Source organism: Thiocapsa sp. UBA6158 (assembly GCF_002423035.1).
Taxonomy (GTDB): Bacteria; Pseudomonadota; Gammaproteobacteria; order Chromatiales; family Chromatiaceae; genus Thiocapsa.
In genome coordinates this window covers 112,160-132,812 of record NZ_DIUM01000021.1, presented here as the reverse complement: position 1 = coordinate 132,812, position 20,653 = coordinate 112,160, and the positions used below count along the sequence as shown (strand labels likewise).

Sequence of the window (20,653 nt, the reverse complement as noted above, 5' to 3'; positions counted from 1 at the left end):
CCGTCGATCACCTGCTCGTTGGCGAGCACAGTCTGGTCGATCGGGTCCCAATTCACCGTCGCCTGCGAGCGATAGACCAGACCCTTCTGCATCAAACGCGTAAAGAGCCATTGCTCCCAGCGGTAGTAGTCCGGATCGCAGGTCGCAAGCTCGCGCTCCCAGTCATAGCCGAAGCCGAGCTGCTTGAGCTGGACGCGCATGTAGTCGATATTCGACTTGGTCCATTCCGAGGGCGGGATGCCCTTCTGGATGGCCGCGTTCTCGGCCGGCAGACCGAAGGCATCCCACCCCATCGGCTGGAGCACGTTCTTGCCGAGCATGCGCTGATGGCGCGCGATCACGTCGCCGATGGTGTAGTTGCGCACGTGCCCCATGTGCAGCCGCCCCGAGGGATAGGGGAACATCGAGAGGCAGTAGAACTTCTCCCGCGAGCGGTCCTCGACGGCCTTGAAGGACTGGTGGTCTTCCCAATAGCGCTGGGCCGCGGCCTCGACGGCCTGCGGGTCGTAGTCGATCTGCATGGATGTTCGGTCTTCCGGCAAGGGGGTGACGGCAATGCGCATTAGGATACCGCAGCGGACGGATCCGCGGCGACCTAGGTCACATTGGGGGCACATCGGGGGCATATCGGGCGGACGGCGAGACAAGACCGGCCGATGCACCCGGTCCTTGCGAAATCGCGGCCATGCTGCACACTTCAGGAATCGGCGTTTCGGCGCCTTTGCGTGACACTCGTCAGGCGTTGACGCAGCGCTAATCGCTGTCCCGCGCTCTACCCACCGGAGAGGATGATGAACAAAGAAGACAAAGGCACGACGACCGACAAACTGGTGGATGCCTACGAGCGGATGCTCAAGCAAACCCACGAGACCATCGAAAAGACCCAGGAAGAGACGGTACCCAAATTCCGCGAGATCCTCGAGAAGGCCCGCGACAACATGGTCGAGCTCGGCGAGCTGACCCGCGAAGAGGCCGACAAGGTCTCGGACTACATCAAACGCGATATCGAGGATGCGGCCAACTATCTCGCCGAGACCGGCCAAGACATCCGCGATTGGTGGCGCTTCGACCTGCAGCTGATCGAGCAGCGCATGATGGACGCCTTTTCCAAGGTCGCCGACCAGACCAGCCTGCAACTGGCCCAATGGGCCGAGGTTGCCCGCCAGATGAGCCTCTATCAGGCCGGCGAGGTCACGGGCCCCGGCACCCTGGTGTGCGACCGCTGCGGGGCCGAGACCCATTTCGTCAAGGCCGGACGCATCCCGCCCTGCGCGGACTGCGGCGGCATGAGCTTTCGCCGCCGCAGCGACGAGCCTCGCGACAAGGGCTGAATCCGGCCTCGGCGCGGGCTCGCCCGGGAACGACCCGATCAGCTCGCCGCCCCGCAGTTGCATCACAGGCCCCGCGCCGACTAGCATCCAAACGCTCGAACAACAACATCAACAGCGGGCACCATCGATGCCCGCGTATAACAACCAAACGAGGACACCATCATGATTCGCCGTATCGCGCTCGCTCTCCCGGCTCTCGCCCTGACCGTCTCCGCCGGCGCTCAGGCCGTAACCTTTATGGACGCCGATTGGGCGGCGTCCGCCTGCGAGGCATGGAACGGGGCCGGCGCCCTCACCGCCGGTCTAGCCGGCGATAATTGGGCGGCAAACAACGCCGGTCGTGGATACAAGGTCATCCAGCTCTACCGCACCAAGTGCGGAGAGGGCAGCCGCGTGGAGCTGCAGATCAGCGACAAGGACGGCAAGGCCATGTGCACCTACGGCGGCGCGGTGAAGACCACGACGCTCGACCCGAAGGTCGACTACCTGATGAATGCAACCGACGAGGACTGGGTCTGCATGGGCGAAGGCCGCCTAGGCTGCGGCGCGATGGGCGCAATGACGACCGGCAAGCTTAAGTTCAAAGGGCCCAAGATGGAGGCCATGGGTGTCATGGGTCCGTTCGACACCTTCCTGCAGCTGACCGGCAAGGTCCCGGGCGACAAGAGCGCTTGTCCGTAGGTCGCGGCGTCATGGCCGGGGCGATTGAGGTCGCCCCTAAGGACCCGGACAGGACCAACAGGCAAGCCTAATCCGTACGTGCGAATCAATTCGCATCTTCACAGCCCATTCCTTTCCCGGAAATCATCTTAAACCGCGCCAGCTCCGAGGGTTGTCGGAGCCGGCGCGGCCAAGCCAATCCACCGAACCGAAGCCTACCGCACCGGGCGCGGTTTAAGTCCGCAAGCGCCATGGCTGGAAATCCGATCGCACCGCGCTTATAGTCCCGTTTCGAGTCAAGTCCCGCGGGAGAGTCCGGCCTCGGCCGGCGCCGAAGGCGCAACACTGCCCGGAATCGCTCAGGCAAAAGGACCGCGGGAATAACGACCGACTCTGGAGAGCGGTCCGGACTGCACCGACAGCCCGGACCCACCGAAGGGGCAGCAGCGGCCGACGCGTTCGGTCGCCTGCAAACTCTCAGGTCTGGGACAGAGGGGCGGTGTCGAGGATCCGGGTGGATCCCGAAGGCTTGTGCCTGCATGAGTCCGGAAAGCGACGCGCGCCTGCTCCGTCGTCCCCGCACCGGGTTGACGCCATTGTCGAGCGCGATCGATTTCCGGCTCGCCGTCCCGTACCGAACGGCAGACCCGCACACAACCTTCGCGCATCACCCGCTTCCTTCGCCCTTTGGAACCCAAGTCGACGCCTCGCGAGCGGTGCCGACTCAACAGGCCAGCCCGCCGGGCGAGCCACCAGGCGAACGGAGAGTCGGATGGGATTGCGCACCCCCCTGTTTTCGGAGCATGAGCGTCTCGGCGCGCGGATCGTGCCGTTCGGCGGCTGGGACATGCCGCTGCACTACGGCTCGCAGATCGAAGAGCATCACGCGGTGCGCCGCGCCGCCGGGATGTTCGACGTCTCCCACATGCGCCCGGTCGACATCGAGGGGCCGGATGCCCTGCCCTTCCTGCGACATCTGCTCGCCAACGATGCGGCCAAGCTGACCGCACCGGGCAAGGCCCTCTACGCCTGCATGCTCGATCCGCAGGGCGGCGTGGTCGACGACCTCATCCTCTATTTCCGCGGACCCGAGCGCTACCGCGCGGTGGTCAACGCAGGCACGGCCGAGAAGGACATCGCCTGGATGCAGGCGCAGGCCGAGGGCCGGCAGGTCGACATCCGAAGTCGCGACGATCTCGCCATGATCGCGGTGCAGGGGCCGGATGCGCGTGCCCGCGTCGAGCCGCTGTTGCCCGACGGGCTGCGTGCCTCGGCGATGCGGGTCGGACCCTTCTTCGCCGCCGAAGACGCGCACTGGTTCGTCGGGCGCACCGGCTATACCGGAGAGGACGGCTTCGAGATCATGCTGCCGAGCGCGGATGCCGCGGCACTCTGGCGCGAGCTGCTCGCGGCGGATGTTCGCCCCTGCGGCCTCGGCGCTCGGGATACGCTGCGCCTGGAGGCCGGCATGAACCTCTACGGCCAGGACATGGACGAGACGGTCGGCCCGCTCGACGCCGGCTTGGGCTGGACCATCGCCTGGCAGCCGGAGGAGCGCGACTTCATCGGCCGCGAGGCCCTGAGCGCTCGACGTGATCATCCTGACCGACGCGACTTCGTCGGTCTCCTCTTGACCGGCCGCGGCGTCCTGCGCCCGCACCAGAGCGTCCTCGCGGACGGTCGGGTGGTCGGAGAGGTCACCTCGGGCGGGTTCTCGCCGACCCTGGAGCGCTCGATCGCGTTCGCGCGGGTCGAGCCCGGCACATCCGCGGACTGCGCAGTCGACATCCGCGGTAAACCCGTGAGCGCACGTATCGTTAAACCGCCGTTCGTGCGACACGGCCGGATCTGCATCGACCTCTGACCACTGTGGTCGGGACCCGGACATTTGAACCTAGATCCGCCAAGGCGCGAAGAGCGCACAGACAACCCGTCGATTGATCGGAGAGAACCATGAGCGACGCCCCTGCTGACCTGAAATACACCAAAAGCCACGAGTGGATCAGAGACAACGGCGACGGCACCGTCACCGTCGGCATTACCGATCACGCCCAGGAGGCGCTCGGCGATATCGTCTTTGTCGAAATCCCGGATCAAGGGCGCGAAGTCGACGCAGACGAGGCCTGCGCGGTGGTCGAGTCGGTCAAGGCCGCCTCCGACATCTATTCGCCGCTCGCAGGCGAGGTCATCGAGTCCAACGCGCTTCTGAACGACAGCCCGGAGGCGATCAACAACAGCCCCTACGACGAAGGCTGGATCTTCCGCCTCGCGCCGAACGACATGACAGCACTCGCGGGACTCCTGGACGCGGCCGCCTATCAACAGGTCGTCGAAGACGAGACCTAGATAAACCGCGTCCGGTAGGACATGCGATGCACTCATGTGGTCGAGCCCGGAAGGCGCCACGAACGCCCGCAGGTGACGCGGTTTAGGTTTTAAGAAATTTCAATATCCTGAACCGCGTCCGCTGCGAGGTTTGTAAATGGGTGCATGGCCGCTTCAATACTCGAACAACGCATACCGCACCTGACGCGGTTCAGCCGGGACCCTGAGCTATGCCCTTCGTACCCCACACCCCGGACGACATCGTCGCGATGCTCGACACCGTCGGCGTCGCCTCCATCGATGATCTGTTCGACGAAATCCCGGCCGAGCTTCAGATCGGGGAGCTGGCCGCCATCCCCGCCGGCATGGCCGAGATGGACATCGGCCGACTGATGCAGTCGCGCGCGCGCGCCGACGGCCAGCCGCTCTGCTTCATCGGCGCCGGTGCCTACGATCATCACATCCCGGCCGCCGTCTGGCAGATCGCGACCCGCGGCGAGTTCTACAGCGCCTACACACCCTATCAGGCCGAGGCCAGCCAGGGGACCCTGCAGCTGCTCTACGAGTTCCAGTCCATGATGGTCGCCTTGACCGGACTAGACGTCTCCAACGCCTCGCTCTACGACGGCGCCTCGGGCCTCGCCGAGGCGGTCTTGATGGCGGTGCGCGCAAACCGCAAGGTCAAGTCCGAAAAGGTTCTCGTCCCGCGCTCCCTGCACCCGGCCTATCGGCGCACGCTGCGCAGCATTGTCTCCACCCAGGGCATCGAGCTGGTGGAGGTGCCTTTCGACCCGCGTGGCGGACACACCGCCATCGAGGCCCTGGATGCGCTGGCGGAGCAAGGTCCCTATGCCGCACTCGTCGTCAATCAGCCCAACTTTTTCGGCGTGCTCGAAGACGTCGACGCGCTCACCGACTGGGCCCATGACCGCGACGCCCTTGTGATCGGGGTCGTCAACCCGGTCGCGCTCGCCCTGCTCTCTCCGCCCGGCGACTGGGGCAAAACGGGTGCCGATATTGCCTGCGGCGAGGCCCAACCCTTGGGCATGCCGCTCGCCTCCGGTGGACCCTATGCCGGGTTCCTCTGCTGTCGTCAGGAGTTCGTGCGCCAACTGCCGGGGCGCATCGTCGGGCGCACGCTCGATCTCGACGGCAAGCCGGGCTTCACCCTCACCCTGCAGGCCCGCGAGCAGCACATCCGGCGCAACAAGGCGACCTCGAACATCTGTACCAATCAGGGGCTGCTGGTCACCGCCGCGACGATCCACATGACCCTCCTGGGTGCCGAGGGATTGGAGCGTGTCGCAGCGGCCTGTCATGCCAATACCGCACGCGTGACGCAACTGCTGTGCGCGTTGCCGGGCGTGGAACCCCTGTTCGACCGCCCGGTCTTTCATGAGCAGGCTTTGCATCTGCCGGCGCCCGCGGCGGACGTCCTCCGCTCCCTCGCTGCGCACAGCATCTTGGGCGGATGCGACCTCAGCCTGGACTATCCCGAGCTCGATCCAGCGGTCCTGGTCTGCGCGACCGAGATGAGAACGGGGGAAGAGATGCAGTCCTACGCAAGCAAGCTCGGGCGTATCATCGCCACCCGAACGCAGGCACCCTCCCCGGTTGCGCCGGAAATCTAGCGGCGCTTGCGTCAACCCTGTCGGTTGGGCCCGGGAGAGCAAGGCCCAACAGGCGCCGCCACGCCAGCCGCCGAACGCCGGGCCTCGCACGTCCGCCCGACCGACGCGGATGCAACGTCCAACCACCAACGATCGGGACACACTCATGGCTCAAACAGCACTGCAAGGCAACCCCGTCAATCTCGCCGGCGACCTGCCCGCCGTCGGCAGTACCGCGCCCGACTTCAAGCTGGTCGACAAGGATCTCGGGGACAAATCATTGGCCGATTTCGCCGGCAAGAAGAAGCTGCTCAACATCGTCCCCAGCCTGGACACGCCGGTCTGCGCGACCTCGACCAAGCATTTCAACACGGCGATGGCCGGTAAATCCGACGCCGTCGCCTTGGTGATCTCTGCCGACCTGCCCTTCGCGATGGGCCGCTTCTGCGGGGCGGAAGGCATCGAGAACGTCGTTGCGCTCTCCATGATGCGCTCGCGTAGCTTTGCGAAGGACTACGGCGTGCTCATCGAGGACGGCCCGCTCGCCGGCATCACCGCCCGCGCCGTCGTGGTCCTGGATGCCGACAACACCGTGGTCTACACCCAGCTCGTGCCCGAAATCACCCAAGAGCCCGATTACGACGCGGCCTTGGCTGCGCTCTAAAGCGCATCTTCTTGAACCGCAAAGCCGCGAAGGGCGCAAAGGAAGCGCCCGGCCCGGGGTCTGTTGTCCGATGGCGCTGTTCTCGCGCCAAGCTCGCGCCTTTGCGGTTCCGACTCGATTCACTCACCAAAGCCGACTGCCATGCTGATTCATGACCGCTCCAGACCCGGACGCCGCGCCGCCGCGCAGGCACCGCTCGCTATGCCCGAGGTCACCGACATTCCAGCCGCGCTGCGTCGTCGGAGCCGACCCGCCCTGCCGGAGGTCTCGGAGCTTCAGGCGGTACGCCACTACACCCGGCTGTCGCAGAAGAACTTCTCGATAGACACCCATTTCTATCCGCTGGGCTCCTGTACCATGAAGTACAACCCGCGGGCCTGCAACACCTTGGCGATGCTGCCCGGATTCCTGGCGCGGCATCCGCTGGCACCCGAGTCCCACAGCCAGGGCTTCATGGCCTGCCTCTACGAGCTCCAAGAGATGCTCAAAGAGGTCACCGGGATGCACGCGGTCTCCTTGGCCCCTGCTGCCGGCGCACAAGGCGAGCTTGCCGGCGTGGCCATGATCCGCGCCTATCACCTGGCCCGCGGCGACTTGGCCCGCACCGAGATCCTGGTCCCCGACGCGGCACACGGCACCAACCCGGCCTCCGCGGTCATGTGCGGATTCAAGGTCCGCGAGATCCCGACCGGACCCGACGGCGACGTCGACCTCGCCGCGCTCGAGCAGGCCGTCGGACCTCGGACCGCCGGCATCATGCTGACCAACCCGAGCACGGTCGGCGTGTTCGACCGCAACATCCAGGCGATCGCCGCGCGCGTGCATGCCGCCGGCGGGCTGCTCTACTACGACGGGGCCAATCTCAACGCCATCCTCGGCAAGGTTCGCCCGGGCGACATGGGCTTCGACGTCATCCACATGAACCTGCACAAGACCTTCTCTACGCCCCACGGCGGGGGCGGTCCGGGTGCAGGACCGGTGGGTGTCTCGGCGCGCCTGGAGTCCTACCTGCCCGTCCCGCTGGTCGCATTCGACGGGGAGGAGTACCGCTGGCTGGCCGAGCACGAGCGCCCCGAGAGCATCGGGCGCCTCACCGCCTTCGGCGGCAACATGGGGATCCTGCTGCGCGCCTATATCTACGCGCGGCTTCTGGGACGCGAAGGGATGCGCCGCGTCTCCGAGTTCGCGACCCTGAACGCCAACTATCTGATGGCACGGCTGAAGGCCGCCGGCTTTGATGCCGCCTACCCGCAACGTCGCGCCAGTCACGAGTTCATCATCACGCTCAAGCGCGAGGCGAAGGAGCTGGACGTCAATGCGATGGATTTCGCCAAGCGCCTGCTCGACTACGGTTATCACGCCCCGACCACCTACTTCCCGCTGCTGGTTCCCGAGTGTCTGCTGATCGAGCCGACCGAGAGCGAGAGCAAGGAGGATCTCGACGGCTTCGTCGCCGCCATGATCGCCATCAGAGAGGAGGCACAAACCAATCCCGAGTTGGTGAAGACCGCTCCACATACCATGCCGGTGCGCCGACTCGACGACGTGCGCGCCGCGCGTCAGCTCGATCTCGCTTGGCAACCTCAAGGACAGCAGCAAGGATCCACATGACCAAAGGAAAATCCAAGGGCTGGCGGCGTGTCGTTTACGCCTTCGGCTACTCGATGAAGGGGTTCAAGGCGTGTTTCGAGCTCGAGGAAGCCTTCCGCCAGGAGGTCTTCCTGCTGATTCCGCTCATCCCGCTCGGGGTGTGGCTCGGCGACTCCGCGGTGGAGCGCGCCATGCTCGTCGGCAGCCTGCTCATCGTCCCCATCGTCGAGCTGCTGAATTCGGCGATCGAGGCCAATGTCGATCGGGTCGGAATGGAGCGCAACGAGCTCTCGGCCCGCGCCAAGGACATTGCCTCCGCTGCGGTCTTCTCGAGTATCGTATTTGCCGTCGTCGTCTGGGCGCTGATCCTCATCCCTAAGCTCGCCTGAACGGGCAGCCGCGGGATAGCCCGGAAGGTATCAGTCCGGCGAGCCATTCTTTTCCAACATGGACTGATAACGGGAAAAATCGAATCGCGAGCTCTCCAGCAGATCGGCACCAATGCGATCAGGCTCGAAAGGCTGCCAACGTCCGTCTTCCCGGATTGGATTGGCAATGATTGTGGCGGTTGCGCGAACCTTCGATCAACACCTCGAATACGCAATCGAATGACCCACCAGGATCCGGACCATCGGCCTCTTTACGCAACCATCGCCATGTACTGTTCGGCAATGATTTTCCAATCCGAACGATTGACGACCTCCTTCGCCCGCTCGGCCATTGCCTTCCCTTCTTCTGGGTGCTCGAACAATCGAATGATCGCATTCGCCATGCCATCGAAGGTATCCTCGATGAGGACTTGCGAACCGTTCTCGCCCGGGATCCCCTCGACCCCTTTCGAGGTAGTCACGACCGGTATCGAGGCCGCGAAATACTCCAAGATCTTCATTCGCGTTCCACCGCCCTGCTGTAGCGGGACCACGGCCAAGTCCCCGCTCTTGAGATAAGGCGCGAGCTGCTCGACCGATCCGGTAAAGACGACATCGGGATCAATCTCCTCAAGGGGTGCCTCGGGTCCGACGGCAAAAACCTTTGCCTTCCACCCTCGGGCCCTCAATCGCGGCAGGATCTCTTTAGCGAGAATCAGGATCGATTCGAGATTTGGCTTGTAACTGTAGATTCCGTGGTAAAGGATAATACGCGTATCCGCCGGCACCCCGTAGGCATCGCGCAAGTTGAAATCGTAATTCTTATCGAACGCACCCAGATCGACTCCGTGCGGGATCACATGCACTTTGTCCGGATCCACCCCGTGACCGATGAGCAAATCACGATCCGGCGCCGATACCGCAACGACCTTATCCACCTGATTGCACAGCCTCACCTCCTGATCTCGCAGCCACTCGTAAGCCTGCTGCGATAGCTCCGGATATTGGGCCTTGATCCGATCGCACTCGACGTTGTGCTCGACCAACAAGGTCTTTCCGGGAAGAAGGCGATTCGCCCAGATGCAGGCCTGCGCGTAGGCCGGAAATTCTGCCTGATACAAGACGATGCGATATCGTAAGGCGAGATATATCAGACGAATAAAATAACCCCAGTCGAACAAGGCATGGAAGACTGATGCCTCTTTAATCGGAACGCCCGTTTGCAACAGCTTTTTTCGTAGCAACATCCCCGAGATACCGGAGAGTCTAATCGGAAGTGGAAAGTACTTCTCTGTTGCGCTTCCATTCTTGAATTCGTAATAGCGGCCCCAGTCACCCGTAATCAGAAATACCCCGCCGACGAAGTATGACAGCGCCCAAGCTGTTCGCTCGATTTTCACCGCTGCGCCGTGATTTGTCGGAAAGACATCCTCTCGGCTCAAGATCGCGACATATCGACCTTTACGATCAAACCATTTATCGTGCGGAGAACCCTCCGCCCGTGGGGTATACCTCCCCGACTCCAAGGCGAACTCCTCGCGCTGCACAGGACGCTTCCATCCTCGCCGATAGACGCTTGCCCCGGCACGAAGGAGCAAGCTCTTCAAGCTAACCAGCTTCCGGGTGAGCTTTCTGAAGGATTGAAGGAGCCGCCAGCTTATGCTCCTGTGACGCAGTTGACGATCCAGCTCGCTCACCTGTTGATGCAGATCCAACAGCAGTTTCTCGGACCCACGAAAGAACCAATCATCGGTCTTGTCAGGGGTCGACGGGTTGCGAAGATATTCCACCAAGGGGACGATCGTTTTGAGGTAGTGGTAGCGCTCTTCGACCAATCGGATGGCATTGACGGACTTCCGTTTGTAATCGAGTGGATCGCCGGAGATCGCTTCGAGCAGCGCGGGCAGATCGTCGGGGCCTTCAACGACCCAGCCGGCATCATAGTCGGTCACCTGCCGGGCCAACTCGAGCGTGTGGTTGCATATCACGGGCAGCCCGCACCGTAGAAACTCGATGGAGCGGAAGGATGCGCTGAAATCCCGTTCGATATTGTAGTCGGAGAGTTCGATACCGATATCGCACTGCTCGCTGAACAAGCGCTCCATGTCCCCGTACGGCAAAAGACCAACCTGTTGAATCATCGCGTCGTCTTGCGTATCTTCGTCTGCCGACGCCGCGCTCTCGGAGCCGGCCGCGCTTTCGTGAACATAGCCGCCCGAAAGCAGAAGCAAGCGCCCCTTCATTGCCTTGCCCGCGGCGAGGGTCGCGCGTATTGCATCCGTATAGCGCTGACCCATGCGCCATGGCCAAGACACGCCGCCCGTCACGATGACCCAAGGATCCGTCGGATTCGCGCGACGGCGCGGCAACAGAGGTTCCGTCGAGATCGGAATGATGTCGATGGGCGCACCGAAGCGGCAATCGAATCCGGCAAGAATGAGCCAGGGAATCAGAAACTGGCGCTGCCGCTGGGTACCGCAGATAAAGCGGCTGGCTTTGCGATACAAGGCCAGCATCTTGCTCGCGTGCAGGTTGACGTCCTGATGATCCTGAAAAAGCGCCTCGAGGATACGTGGGGCAATGAGATCGGCGATCAGCGGAATCTCGTAATCATCGGGGAAATGCTCCAAAAACTCCCAATAGCCGACCAGGATCGCTTGCGGCTGGACCTCGCCGATCAGCTCGTGGAGCTCGGAGCGACTCCCGAAGAATCGAACATCGCTCGAACCGGTGCCTGCTTCATTCAGCTCTTCGTCCGAAGCCAAATCCGCGGGATACGCGAAGGTAACGTCAATACCGTTTTGGACAAGCCCTTTACCGAAATAGTGCGCTCGAACCGCATTTCCCGACACAATTCGATCGGCCTGAAAACAAGCGGCATGCGTCACGATCAACACTCGCATGATAGATCCGTCGCAAATGAAATGAAGAAAGATCGAGAATTTCCTTAAAGAGGATGCCGGAAATGCGAAATCGTGACAAGCCAACACCGAGCCTTGGCCAGTAAGCCCGGCGGCAGGGGGCAAGCGTGGGGCCGCCGGCCGGCCCGGGAGGCCGCAACGCCGCCGACCTTGCGCGTAACTCCGGCCATCGTGCCCCGTGGCGCAGAGCGCCACGGGGCACGCGTGACGCCGCAGAGGGGGTGTCATGAGCGGCTGATGTTTTGGGTGGCCGGAGTGACGAAGCAAGACGACGCCGCCTCAAAGCGCATCGCTTCGCTCGCCGATGCCGTAGAATAGCGAGATCGGAACAGCAGCGAAGCATCATGATGGAAAGTTTTCGCGGTACGACGATTCTCTCGGTTCGGCGCGGCGGCAAGGTCGTGATCGGCGGCGACGGGCAGGTCTCGCTCGGGCAGACGGTCATGAAGGGGAACGCGCGCAAGGTGCGCCGCCTCTTCAAAGGGCAGGTGATCGCCGGGTTCGCCGGCGCCACGGCGGACGCCTTCACGCTCTTCGAGCGCTTCGAGGGCAAGCTCGAGAAGCACCAGGGTCACCTGACCCGATCCGCCGTCGAGCTGGCGAAGGACTGGCGGACCGATCGCATGCTGCGTCGGCTCGAGGCATTGCTCTGCATCGCCGACGCGCAGACCTCGCTCATCATCTCCGGAACCGGCGACGTGGTGGAGCCCGAGAACGACCTCATGGCCATCGGGTCCGGCGGGTCCTTCGCTCAGGCTGCGGCCCGCGCGCTGCTCGAGAACACCGAGCTCGGTGCCCGCGAGATCGTCGAGAAGGGCTTGAACATCGCCGCGGACATTTGCATCTATACCAATCGCAATCTGGTGCTTGAAGAGCTCGACACGGACCGGTGAAGCCTGACTGTCGCGCTTTGGCCGAGCCTCTGGCCGGACACCGGTGTCGATCACCGCACGGACGGACTTCGGCCTGCGCCGCCGACACCTCCCGCGCTCCGGCGGCGATTCGCGTCGCAGCCTCGTGAGGTCAATACCTCCATCCAACCGGTCGCTCGACCCGGGCGACCCTCTCGACGGACAGACCCAGATGTCGGAAATCACCCCACAACGCATCGTTTCGGAGCTCGACAAGCACATCGTCGGTCAGGACGAGGCGAAGCGCGCCGTCGCCATCGCCTTGCGCAACCGGTGGCGTCGCTCCCAGATCCCGGAGCCGATGCGCTCGGAGATCACGCCGAAGAACATCCTGATGATCGGCCCGACCGGCGTGGGCAAGACAGAGATCGCGCGGCGCTTGGCGCGCTTGGCCAACGCGCCTTTTCTAAAGGTGGAGGCGACCAAATTCACCGAGGTCGGCTATGTCGGGCGCGATGTCGAGTCCATCATTCGCGACCTGGCCGACATCGGGATCAAGCTCGCGCGCGAGCAGGAGATGGCGAAGCTCGCGGGGCAGGCCGAGGCCGCCGCGGAGGAGCGCATCCTCGACGCACTCCTCCCGCCACCCTCGAGCTTCGAGGAAGAAAGTCGCTCGACCACCGGCTCGGCGACCCGCGAAAAATTTCGCCATCGACTGCGCGCCGGCGAACTCGACGAGCGCGAGATCGAGATCCAGGTCTCCGCCTCGCCGATGGGGGTCGAGATCATGGCCCCGCCCGGCATGGAGGAGATGACCAATCAGCTTCAGGGGCTCTTCCAGAACCTCGGCCAAGGGCGCATGAAGCGTCGCAAGCTGCGCATCCGCGACGCTCGACAGCTGCTCAAAGACGAAGAAGCCGCCAAGCGAGTGAACGACGAGGAGCTGAAGCTGCGCGCCATCGAGAACGTCGAGCAAAACGGCATCGTCTTTCTCGACGAGCTCGACAAGGTCACCAAGCGCGGCGAAGGCATGGCGGGCGCCGATGTCTCGCGCGAGGGCGTTCAACGCGATCTCTTGCCGCTGGTGGAGGGCAGCACCGTGTCGACCAAGCACGGCTCGGTGCGCACCGATCACATCCTCTTCATCGCCTCCGGTGCCTTCCATCTCTCCAAGCCGTCCGATCTGATCCCTGAGCTGCAGGGCCGCCTGCCGATCCGTGTCGAGCTCAAGGCACTGACCACGGAGGACTTCGTGCGGATTCTGACCGAGCCGGACGCCTCCTTGACGGATCAGTACCGTGCCCTGATGGCCACCGAGGGCGTCGCCCTGGAGTTCACCGAGGACGGCATTCGTCGACTCGCCGAGATCGCCTGGCAGGTCAACGAGCGGACCGAAAACATCGGGGCACGTCGCCTGCACACCGTTCTGGAACGGCTGCTCGAGGACGTCTCCTACAACGCATCGGACTTGGATCGCGTGACCGTGACCATCAACGCCGCCTATGTCGATCGGAATCTGGCCGGGCTCGCGGCCGACGAGGACCTGTCGCGCTACATCCTCTAAACCGCGTCCACCCCCCATGCGCCGGTGTTGTCTATTGTCGAACGCATCTCGGCCTCGCGTCGCCGGAGCTGACGCGGTGTAGAACAAGGTCTTTTTGGTCCAATCAACCCCCCTTCAAAACGTCCGCGTTAGATTCGCGGGCCAAGGAGAACAGCATGCCCACACCGACCGAGCTCAACCTGCATCAACAATCGCGGATCCTCGAGATCACCTTCGACGACGGCTCGCACTTCAACCTGCCGTGCGAGTACCTGCGCGTCTACTCCCCCTCCGCCGAGGTCCAGGGCCACGGCCCCGGGCAGCGCGTCCTGCAGCTCGGCAAGGAGGACGTCGGGATCGACAAGATCGAGCCCGTCGGCAACTACGCCATCTGTCTGCACTTCGACGACGAGCACAACACGGGAATCTACTCCTGGGAGCACCTGTACCGCCTCGGGGTCGAGCAGGAACGCCTGTGGAAGGAATATCTCGACGAGCTCGAAAAGGCCGGACAGAAGCGAAAGGTCCGCGCGTCCTGATCCCCGACGCCGCTGTCGTGGACCCGATGTTGTAAACTGTCGGCCGCTCGGCACGACGCACGCCTGAAGCTCGCGTCGACCGACCCGGATCACACGGCCATCGGCGCATCAAGGCCTCGGCCTTTGAAAACATCATCGATCTGAACCGCGCCGCCGACGGCCCTTGTTCGCGTCAAGGCCAAGCAAACCCCGAAGCGGTGCAGATCCAATCACGCGCGGTTCAGCAGAGACACAGCATGTCCGACGACAAGACGACACATTTCGGTTATCAGCAGGTTCCGGTCGAGGAGAAGGCATCGCGCGTTCGCGCCGTGTTCGATTCGGTCGCCTCCCGATACGACCTCATGAACGACCTCATGTCCTTGGGCATCCATCGGCTCTGGAAGCGTCACACCATCGAGCTCTCGGGGGTGCGCCGTGGTCAGCGGGTGCTGGATCTCGCCTCCGGGACGGGCGATCTCGCCGAGCGCTTCTCCGGAATCGTCGGCGCGCAGGGGCTGGTGGTCATGTCCGACATCAATGCCTCCATGCTGACCGAAGGGCGCGAGCGCATGCTCGACCGCGGACGCGTCGGCAACCTGCATTACGCCCTGATCAATGCCGAAAAGCTGCCGTTCCCCTCGGATTATTTCGACTGCGTCACCATCGGTTTCGGTCTTCGCAACGTCACCGACAAGCAGGCCGCACTCCTGGAGATGCAGCGTGTGCTGCGTCCGGGCGGACGGGCGCTGATCCTGGAGTTCTCGCACCCGGTCAGCCGCCCCTTGAGCAAGGCCTACGACCTCTACTCCTTCTCGGTCCTGCCCACGCTCGGGCGCCTGGTCGTGAACGACCCCGAGAGCTATCGCTATCTCGCCGAATCCATCCGCATGCACCCGGACCAAGAGACGCTGCGCGCGATGATGGAGGCGGCCGGGTTCGAGCGCTGCGACTACTTCAACCACAGCGGCGGTATCGTCGCCATCCACCGAGGTTACAAACTGTGACCGAAGGCATCCAGATCCCGGACGCGGTGCTGGCCGTCGTCGAGCAGGCCCTGAACCGCTTCATCGCGCTGGACCCCGAGGGCTCGGCCGCATTCGCTGCACTGGAAGGACGGATCATCGGCATCGAGCTCAAAGGGTTCGGCACGCGCGTGACCATCATCCCGAGTGAGCAGCGCCTCCAGCTCTTCGGCGGTTACGACGCCGAGCCCGATTGCCTGATCCGCGGCACCCCGCTCGCGCTCGCCCGCATGGGCATGGCCGAGCGCAAAGAGACGCAGATCATCCAGGGCGAGGTCGAGATCCTCGGCGATACGTCCCTGGCCCAAGCCTTCAACCGTGCCATCGCCGGCCTCGACGTGGATTGGGAGGAGCAGCTCGCCCGCGTGATCGGCGACCCCTTCGCCCACCAGGTCGGCAACCAAGCGCGTGCAGCGGCGCAGTGGGCACGCAAGACATCCGAGTCCCTGACCGAGGATCTTCAGGAATACCTTCAGGAAGAGGCCCGCCTGACCCCGACCCGCTACGAGGTCGAGGCATTCCTCGCGCAGGTCGACATCCTGCGCGACGATGTCGAGCGCGCCGAGGCGCGTATCGAACGCCTCGAGCGCCTCGCTCGACCGCATGCGGGGTCCGGCACCCCGTCATGATCGGACCCCGCGAGGCCCTGCGGCTCTTCCGCATCAACTGGATCCTTCTGCGCCACGGACTCGACGAGGTCATCCTCGCGACCCATCTCTTTCGGCCGCTGCGCTGGGTCATGTACATCTCGCCCTGGCACTGGTTTCGGCGCGACCTGCCGACCTCCTACCCCGTGCGCGTGCGGCTCGCGCTGGAGGATTTGGGTCCGATCTTCGTCAAATTCGGTCAGATCCTCTCGACCCGACGCGATCTGCTCCCGGACGACCTGGCCGTCGAGCTGGCCAAGCTCCAGGATCGGGTGCCGCCCTTCGACGGCGCGGAGGCCCGCGCCATCATCGAGAAGGCCTGGGGCTGCTCGGTCGACGATGTCCTCGATGAGTTCAACCCCATCCCGCTCGCCTCCGCCTCCATCGCGCAGGTCCACACCGGACGCTTGAAGAACGGCACCGAGGTCGTGGTCAAGGTGCTGCGCCCAGGCATCGAGCGGACCATCCGCGGTGATCTCGGGCTGATGTACACCGTCGCCCATCTCGCCGAGCGCTACTGGAAAGACGGGCGTCGGCTGCGCCCGGTCGATGTGGTCCGCGAGTACGAAAAGACCATCTACGACGAGCTGGATCTGCAACGCGAGGCCGCCAACGCCTCCCTGCTGCGTCGCAACTGGATCCACAGCGAGATGCTCTACATCCCGGAGGTCTACTGGGACTGGACCCGCCCCGGCGTCATGGTCATGGAGCGCATCTACGGGACCCCGGTCAGCGATGTCGCGCGGCTCAAGGCCCAAGGCGTGAGCATGAAGCAGCTCGGGGAGCGCGGGGTCGAGATCTTCTTCACCCAGGTCTTCCGAGACAACTTCTTCCACGCGGACATGCACCCGGGCAACATCTTCGTCGAGCCGTCCGGGCGCTATATCTCGATCGACTTCGGGATCGTCGGCACACTCACGACCGAGGATCAACGCTATCTCGCCGAGAACCTGCTCGCCTTCTTCGAGCGCGACTATCGGCGCGTCGCCGAGCTGCACGTGGAATCCGGCTGGGTCCCGTCCGGGACACGCGTGGATGAATTCGAGTCCGCCATCCGCACCGTCAGCGAGCCCATCTTCGAGAAGCCTCTGGCCGAGATCTCCTTCGGACACTTCCTGGTGCGCCTGTTTCAGACCGCCCGACGCTTCGACATGGAGATCCAGCCGCAGTTGGTGCTGCTCGAGAAGACACTCCTGAACATCGAGGGCCTCGGCCGACAGCTCTACCCCGAGCTGGATCTCTGGACGACCGCCAAGCCTTACATGGAACGCTGGATGAAGGATCAGATCGGCGTCGTGGGTCTGCTCGACCGGACCAAAAAGAACTTCATCTCGGTCGCCGACCAGACACCCGAGATCCCCTTAATGGCCTACCGGATCCTCAGCACCTACGACAAGCGTCTACGGGCTGCCGAGGCCGGATCACTCCGAGACCACGGCCGCAACGGCAGCCACGACACGGCCAATTCGACATCCCAGTCGGTCCGCGCACTCGGGGGCGCCACCGTGATCGTCTGCGGCACACTCGTGCTGCTGCTCGGCCCGGGTCCGTGGCTGCCGCCCACGACCGGAGTTGCACTCGTCGCAGGCTGCTACATGCTCGGCGCGCTGCTGTTTTTCTCTGCGGCGCGTCAGGCTTAAAACACGCCTGGCGCAGGCTTCGTCGCTTGTTGGATTGACTTCGCCGCCCCAGCTCCGACAACTCTCGGAGCTGGGGCGGTCTAAGCAATCAGTTTTGCGACTGCGTATGCGCGAGCGACTCCACCTCGGTCACGAGACGATCCAGATCCACATCCTGCCAGCGACCCTCGCGGAGAAGATGCGCAGTTCGGTCGGCCCAGTCGGCTCGATCCTTTGCGGAGGCGCCTGAGCCCGGGTCGCACGGCGACGGCACAACGGCCTGCTGCGGCACGGACGCAGGCGAGATCGAGACCTCCAGCGGAGCAGCCTTCGGCGAGCCGTCGCGCGATTCCTTGTACTGCTCCAGCACATCCTCGGTCGTTCCTGCACCGATCACACGGCCGTGCTCCATCAGCACCGCCTTGGTGCACATCTTTGAGATCAATGCCTCCGAATGAGACGAGAGCACGATGATCGAGACCTGCTCGGTAAACAGCTTCAAACGCTGGCTTGCCTTTTCCAAGAAGGCCGCATCGCCGGCCCCGATACCTTCGTCGATCAACAAGATATCCGGGGCGACCGAGGTCGACACCGCGAACGCCAGACGCATCCGCATCCCGGCCGAGTAGGTTCGAATCGGGAGGTTGAGGAAGTCTCCCAGCTCCGTAAAGTCGGCAATCTCGTCCAACCGTGCCCGCATTTGGGATCGGCTCAGCCCCAGATAGAGTCCGCGGAGCAGGATATTCTCATAGCCGGTACTCTCGGGATCCATCCCGAGACTGATATCGAACAAGGGTACAGTCGAACCCTTGATGGATACGCGTCCTTCGTTCGGCTCGTAGATGCCGCCGAGAACGCGCAGGAGCGTCGTTTTGCCGGCGCCGTTGTGACCGACCAACCCGATGCGATCCCCGCTCTCGAGCTTCAGGTTGATATCCTGGAGCGCCTGCACAACCGAAATCCGATCCGAGCCGGACTCCGAGCGAATCTGTCCGCCCGTCGCGCTCTGGATCAAGCGATTCTTGATCGATCGCGTCGCCGAGCTGTAAACCGGGAAGGAGACAGAGACCTTCTCCAGAGTGATCGATGCCATCGTCCCTATCCTCAGACCCAGTAGGCAATCCGCCAACGGTAGGCGGAATAGAAAAAGAGCGTAATGACCCAGCCGAAAACTGCAATGAGAACGACTGCCGCCCAATTCTCGAATGCAGGCACGTGACCCAGCATCGGAGCACGCAGAATCTCGACCATGTGGTAAAAGGGATTGAGCTGCAGGAACAAGGCTCGGTCCGGCAACATCTCCGGTCGCCAAATCACCGGCGTCAGGAAGAAAAGCACCTGAACCACACTACCGACGATAAGAGGAACATCGCGGAAGCGCGCACTCAAGAGACCGAAAAAGAGCGCCATCCAGAACCCGTTGATCAAAAGAATCAGGACTGCAGGGACAACCCAGAGCATGTTCCAGCTCAAACTCGCGTCATACCACCAGGCCACGGCCACGAAGATCCAGATATTGTGAGCAAACGCGATGACGGCCGACCACACTTCACGGTAGGCATAGATGGAAACCGGCGCATTGAGCTGTCGAATCATGCCCTCCGCCGAGATAAAGGTCGTGCAGCCGCCTAGGATCATCGCGGAGACGAGGCCCCAGATCACAAAACCTGCGGCTAGGAAGGGCAGATACTCATGCAGATCCTGGCCGAAGATCTGACCGTATAGAAGCCCCAAAGCAAACACCATGACGCCCATGGAGATGGTGATCCAGAAAGGCCCCAGCGTCGAGCGCCGGTAGCGCTGACGAACATCGTGAAGTCCGAGTGTTGCCCAGAGCTCGCGACGATGCCAGCCCGCCACGATATCGAGCCACGCATTCTTGAACTGCTCGGGCTCGAGTCCACGGCGAAGCTGTTGAATAAGAGGCGACTGGGCTTTGGTGGTGCTAGATATCATGGATTGTTTCCAGAAACCGGAAGGCTCAACGCTCGTTTGACTTAAACCGCGTCCAGAGCGACATGCGTAGCTTTCATTAACTCGGCGAGATCGCAGGAATCAAACCAAGTTCCGGCTCGGACATCGCGTCGAGCAAGCCCCGAATACGGTTTGCACGTAAAGCGGCAGCATAGGCACGATGAAGGAGACGCATCGCCAGATCATCCACAAGGAGTTCGGCTCGACATCGCTCCCGAGCAAATCGGTCAAGCTCGCGAGCTGATTTCACTACCTTCGGGAATATCGGCTCGATCGCCATCCATTCCGCTACGACCTCATCGAGATCAAAACACCCCGGAGTGCCGGGCTCCGGCGGATAGTGCCGAGCCAACAGCCGATCGACCTCTCCCAGCGAATAGCAATCGGCGCAGACCTCGTCGAGACCACGCGACCGGATCACGACGCTTTTTGCACCCGTGCGACGCACGATGTGCAGGCCCGCTCGGCTCAGTCGATCAACAAGCTCACGCGGCTCGGTACCGAGCGGAAAATCAGGTTTGAGTCCCTCGTGATCACGAAGGTAGAGCCGTTTAAAGGATGGCAGCCGGAGACAAAACCCGGGCCAACCGATGGCGTAAGACTCGAGTGCCTCGTCGCAGCAAAGGTGCCGCCGGTCAGCCTCCGCAAGATAGCGCATGAGCGGCGAGCGTTCCGCCTCGTCGCTTAGGCCAGTATAACCGAGGACGGCAGCCTGCGGCTGCGGGTGCTCCGCATGGGCGAGATGGTGCTCCTCCAAACACGCCGGGTCCAGGACCTCGTCGTCCGCGATAAACAACACAATCGGCGACCGCGCCAACGACAGCCCTCGATTTCGCCAGCCAGGACGCTCGTCGGTCTTCCGACGCACGCATCCGAAGTGCAATACGGCAGAGGTCGCCTCGATTCCTGCCCACGCTCGATCCGAGCAACCGTCATCGACGACCAAGACCTCGAATCGATCGGCATCGAGGCTCTGTGCACGGAGCGACTCCAAAGACGGACGCACG

General features: G+C 63.2%; 19 protein-coding genes, 1 pseudogene and 1 riboswitch. Of the genes and pseudogenes, 14 read left to right on the top strand and 6 right to left on the bottom strand.

Annotated elements, in window-relative coordinates:
• Positions 1-521, bottom strand: a 521-nt coding sequence (locus tag B4N44_RS03615) for a class I tRNA ligase family protein (protein ID WP_296697022.1), incomplete at its 3' end; no start/stop codon positions are given.
• A gap of 270 nt (positions 522-791) precedes the next feature.
• Between B4N44_RS03615 and B4N44_RS03610 the strand changes: the two genes are divergently transcribed.
• The 8 genes from B4N44_RS03610 to B4N44_RS03575 all read left to right on the top strand — a co-directional run bounded on the left by B4N44_RS03610 (position 792) and on the right by B4N44_RS03575 (position 8,569).
• Entirely contained in the window at positions 792-1,331 is a 540-nt protein-coding gene (locus B4N44_RS03610) for a zinc ribbon-containing protein (RefSeq protein WP_296697009.1), read from the top strand.
• Between the two features lie 162 nt (positions 1,332-1,493).
• Complete coding sequence (locus tag B4N44_RS03605) at positions 1,494-2,012, top strand: SCP2 sterol-binding domain-containing protein (protein ID WP_296697007.1); 519 nt, start codon at positions 1,494-1,496, stop codon at positions 2,010-2,012.
• A 275-nt stretch (positions 2,013-2,287) separates the two neighbouring features.
• A riboswitch (glycine riboswitch) is annotated at positions 2,288-2,376 on the top strand.
• 387 nt (positions 2,377-2,763) lie between these two features.
• Positions 2,764-3,855 carry a glycine cleavage system aminomethyltransferase GcvT gene (gcvT, locus tag B4N44_RS03600; RefSeq protein ID WP_296697005.1) on the top strand — a complete coding sequence of 364 codons (1,092 nt, stop codon included), beginning with the start codon at positions 2,764-2,766 and terminating at the stop codon, positions 3,853-3,855.
• Positions 3,856-3,944: 89 nt separating this feature from the next.
• Positions 3,945-4,337, top strand: coding sequence for a glycine cleavage system protein GcvH (gene gcvH, locus B4N44_RS03595; protein WP_296697003.1), 393 nt, complete (start codon positions 3,945-3,947; stop codon positions 4,335-4,337).
• 209 nt (positions 4,338-4,546) lie between these two features.
• On the top strand, positions 4,547-5,947 hold the full coding sequence (gcvPA, locus tag B4N44_RS03590) for an aminomethyl-transferring glycine dehydrogenase subunit GcvPA (RefSeq protein WP_296697001.1): 1,401 nt from the start codon (positions 4,547-4,549) through the stop codon (positions 5,945-5,947).
• 145 nt (positions 5,948-6,092) lie between these two features.
• A complete protein-coding gene (gene tpx, locus B4N44_RS03585; protein ID WP_296697020.1) occupies positions 6,093-6,590 on the top strand; it encodes a thiol peroxidase in 498 nt (165 codons plus the stop codon).
• A gap of 141 nt (positions 6,591-6,731) precedes the next feature.
• Entirely contained in the window at positions 6,732-8,201 is a 1,470-nt protein-coding gene (gcvPB, locus tag B4N44_RS03580) for an aminomethyl-transferring glycine dehydrogenase subunit GcvPB (RefSeq protein WP_296696999.1), read from the top strand.
• Positions 8,198-8,569 carry a diacylglycerol kinase gene (locus B4N44_RS03575; protein ID WP_296696998.1) on the top strand — a complete coding sequence of 124 codons (372 nt, stop codon included), beginning with the start codon at positions 8,198-8,200 and terminating at the stop codon, positions 8,567-8,569. Before gcvPB ends, B4N44_RS03575 begins: the two co-directional genes overlap by 4 nt.
• Positions 8,570-8,820: 251 nt before the next feature.
• On the opposite strand, the gene B4N44_RS03570 is transcribed toward B4N44_RS03575, so the two are convergent.
• Positions 8,821-11,451: a glycosyltransferase gene (locus B4N44_RS03570; protein WP_296696996.1), complete on the bottom strand. Its 2,631-nt coding sequence runs from the start codon at positions 11,449-11,451 to the stop codon at positions 8,821-8,823.
• Between the two features lie 365 nt (positions 11,452-11,816).
• Between B4N44_RS03570 and hslV the strand changes: the two genes are divergently transcribed.
• The 6 genes from hslV to ubiB all read left to right on the top strand — a co-directional run bounded on the left by hslV (position 11,817) and on the right by ubiB (position 17,693).
• Positions 11,817-12,362, top strand: a complete 546-nt coding sequence (gene hslV, locus B4N44_RS03565) for an ATP-dependent protease subunit HslV (RefSeq protein ID WP_296697018.1) — start codon at positions 11,817-11,819, stop codon at positions 12,360-12,362.
• A gap of 190 nt (positions 12,363-12,552) precedes the next feature.
• Positions 12,553-13,884: an ATP-dependent protease ATPase subunit HslU gene (gene hslU, locus B4N44_RS03560; RefSeq protein WP_296696995.1), complete on the top strand. Its 1,332-nt coding sequence runs from the start codon at positions 12,553-12,555 to the stop codon at positions 13,882-13,884.
• Positions 13,885-14,039: 155 nt separating this feature from the next.
• A complete protein-coding gene (locus tag B4N44_RS03555; protein ID WP_007192439.1) occupies positions 14,040-14,402 on the top strand; it encodes a gamma-butyrobetaine hydroxylase-like domain-containing protein in 363 nt (120 codons plus the stop codon).
• Between the two features lie 236 nt (positions 14,403-14,638).
• Positions 14,639-15,388 (top strand): bifunctional demethylmenaquinone methyltransferase/2-methoxy-6-polyprenyl-1,4-benzoquinol methylase UbiE, encoded by a 750-nt coding sequence (gene ubiE, locus B4N44_RS03550; protein ID WP_296696992.1) that lies wholly within the window; start codon positions 14,639-14,641, stop codon positions 15,386-15,388.
• A complete protein-coding gene (locus B4N44_RS03545; RefSeq protein WP_296696990.1) occupies positions 15,385-16,035 on the top strand; it encodes a ubiquinone biosynthesis accessory factor UbiJ in 651 nt (216 codons plus the stop codon). The genes ubiE and B4N44_RS03545 overlap by 4 nt, the downstream gene beginning before the upstream one ends.
• On the top strand, positions 16,032-17,693 hold the full coding sequence (gene ubiB, locus B4N44_RS03540; protein WP_296696988.1) for a ubiquinone biosynthesis regulatory protein kinase UbiB: 1,662 nt from the start codon (positions 16,032-16,034) through the stop codon (positions 17,691-17,693). Before B4N44_RS03545 ends, ubiB begins: the two co-directional genes overlap by 4 nt.
• An 88-nt stretch (positions 17,694-17,781) precedes the next feature.
• On the opposite strand, the gene B4N44_RS03535 is transcribed toward ubiB, so the two are convergent.
• The 4 genes and pseudogenes from B4N44_RS03535 to B4N44_RS19865 all read right to left on the bottom strand — a co-directional run.
• Positions 17,782-18,765 carry a DUF29 family protein gene (locus B4N44_RS03535; RefSeq protein ID WP_296696987.1) on the bottom strand — a complete coding sequence of 328 codons (984 nt, stop codon included), beginning with the start codon at positions 18,763-18,765 and terminating at the stop codon, positions 17,782-17,784.
• An 11-nt stretch (positions 18,766-18,776) separates the two neighbouring features.
• Complete coding sequence (locus B4N44_RS03530; protein ID WP_296696985.1) at positions 18,777-19,628, bottom strand: ABC transporter permease; 852 nt, start codon at positions 19,626-19,628, stop codon at positions 18,777-18,779.
• Positions 19,629-19,704: 76 nt separating this feature from the next.
• Entirely contained in the window at positions 19,705-20,304 is a 600-nt protein-coding gene (locus B4N44_RS03525; RefSeq protein ID WP_296696983.1) for a hypothetical protein, read from the bottom strand.
• A 45-nt stretch (positions 20,305-20,349) separates the two neighbouring features.
• A pseudogene (locus B4N44_RS19865) lies at positions 20,350-20,652 on the bottom strand (glycosyltransferase family A protein); the annotation flags it as partial.
• Position 20,653 lies beyond the last annotated feature (1 nt).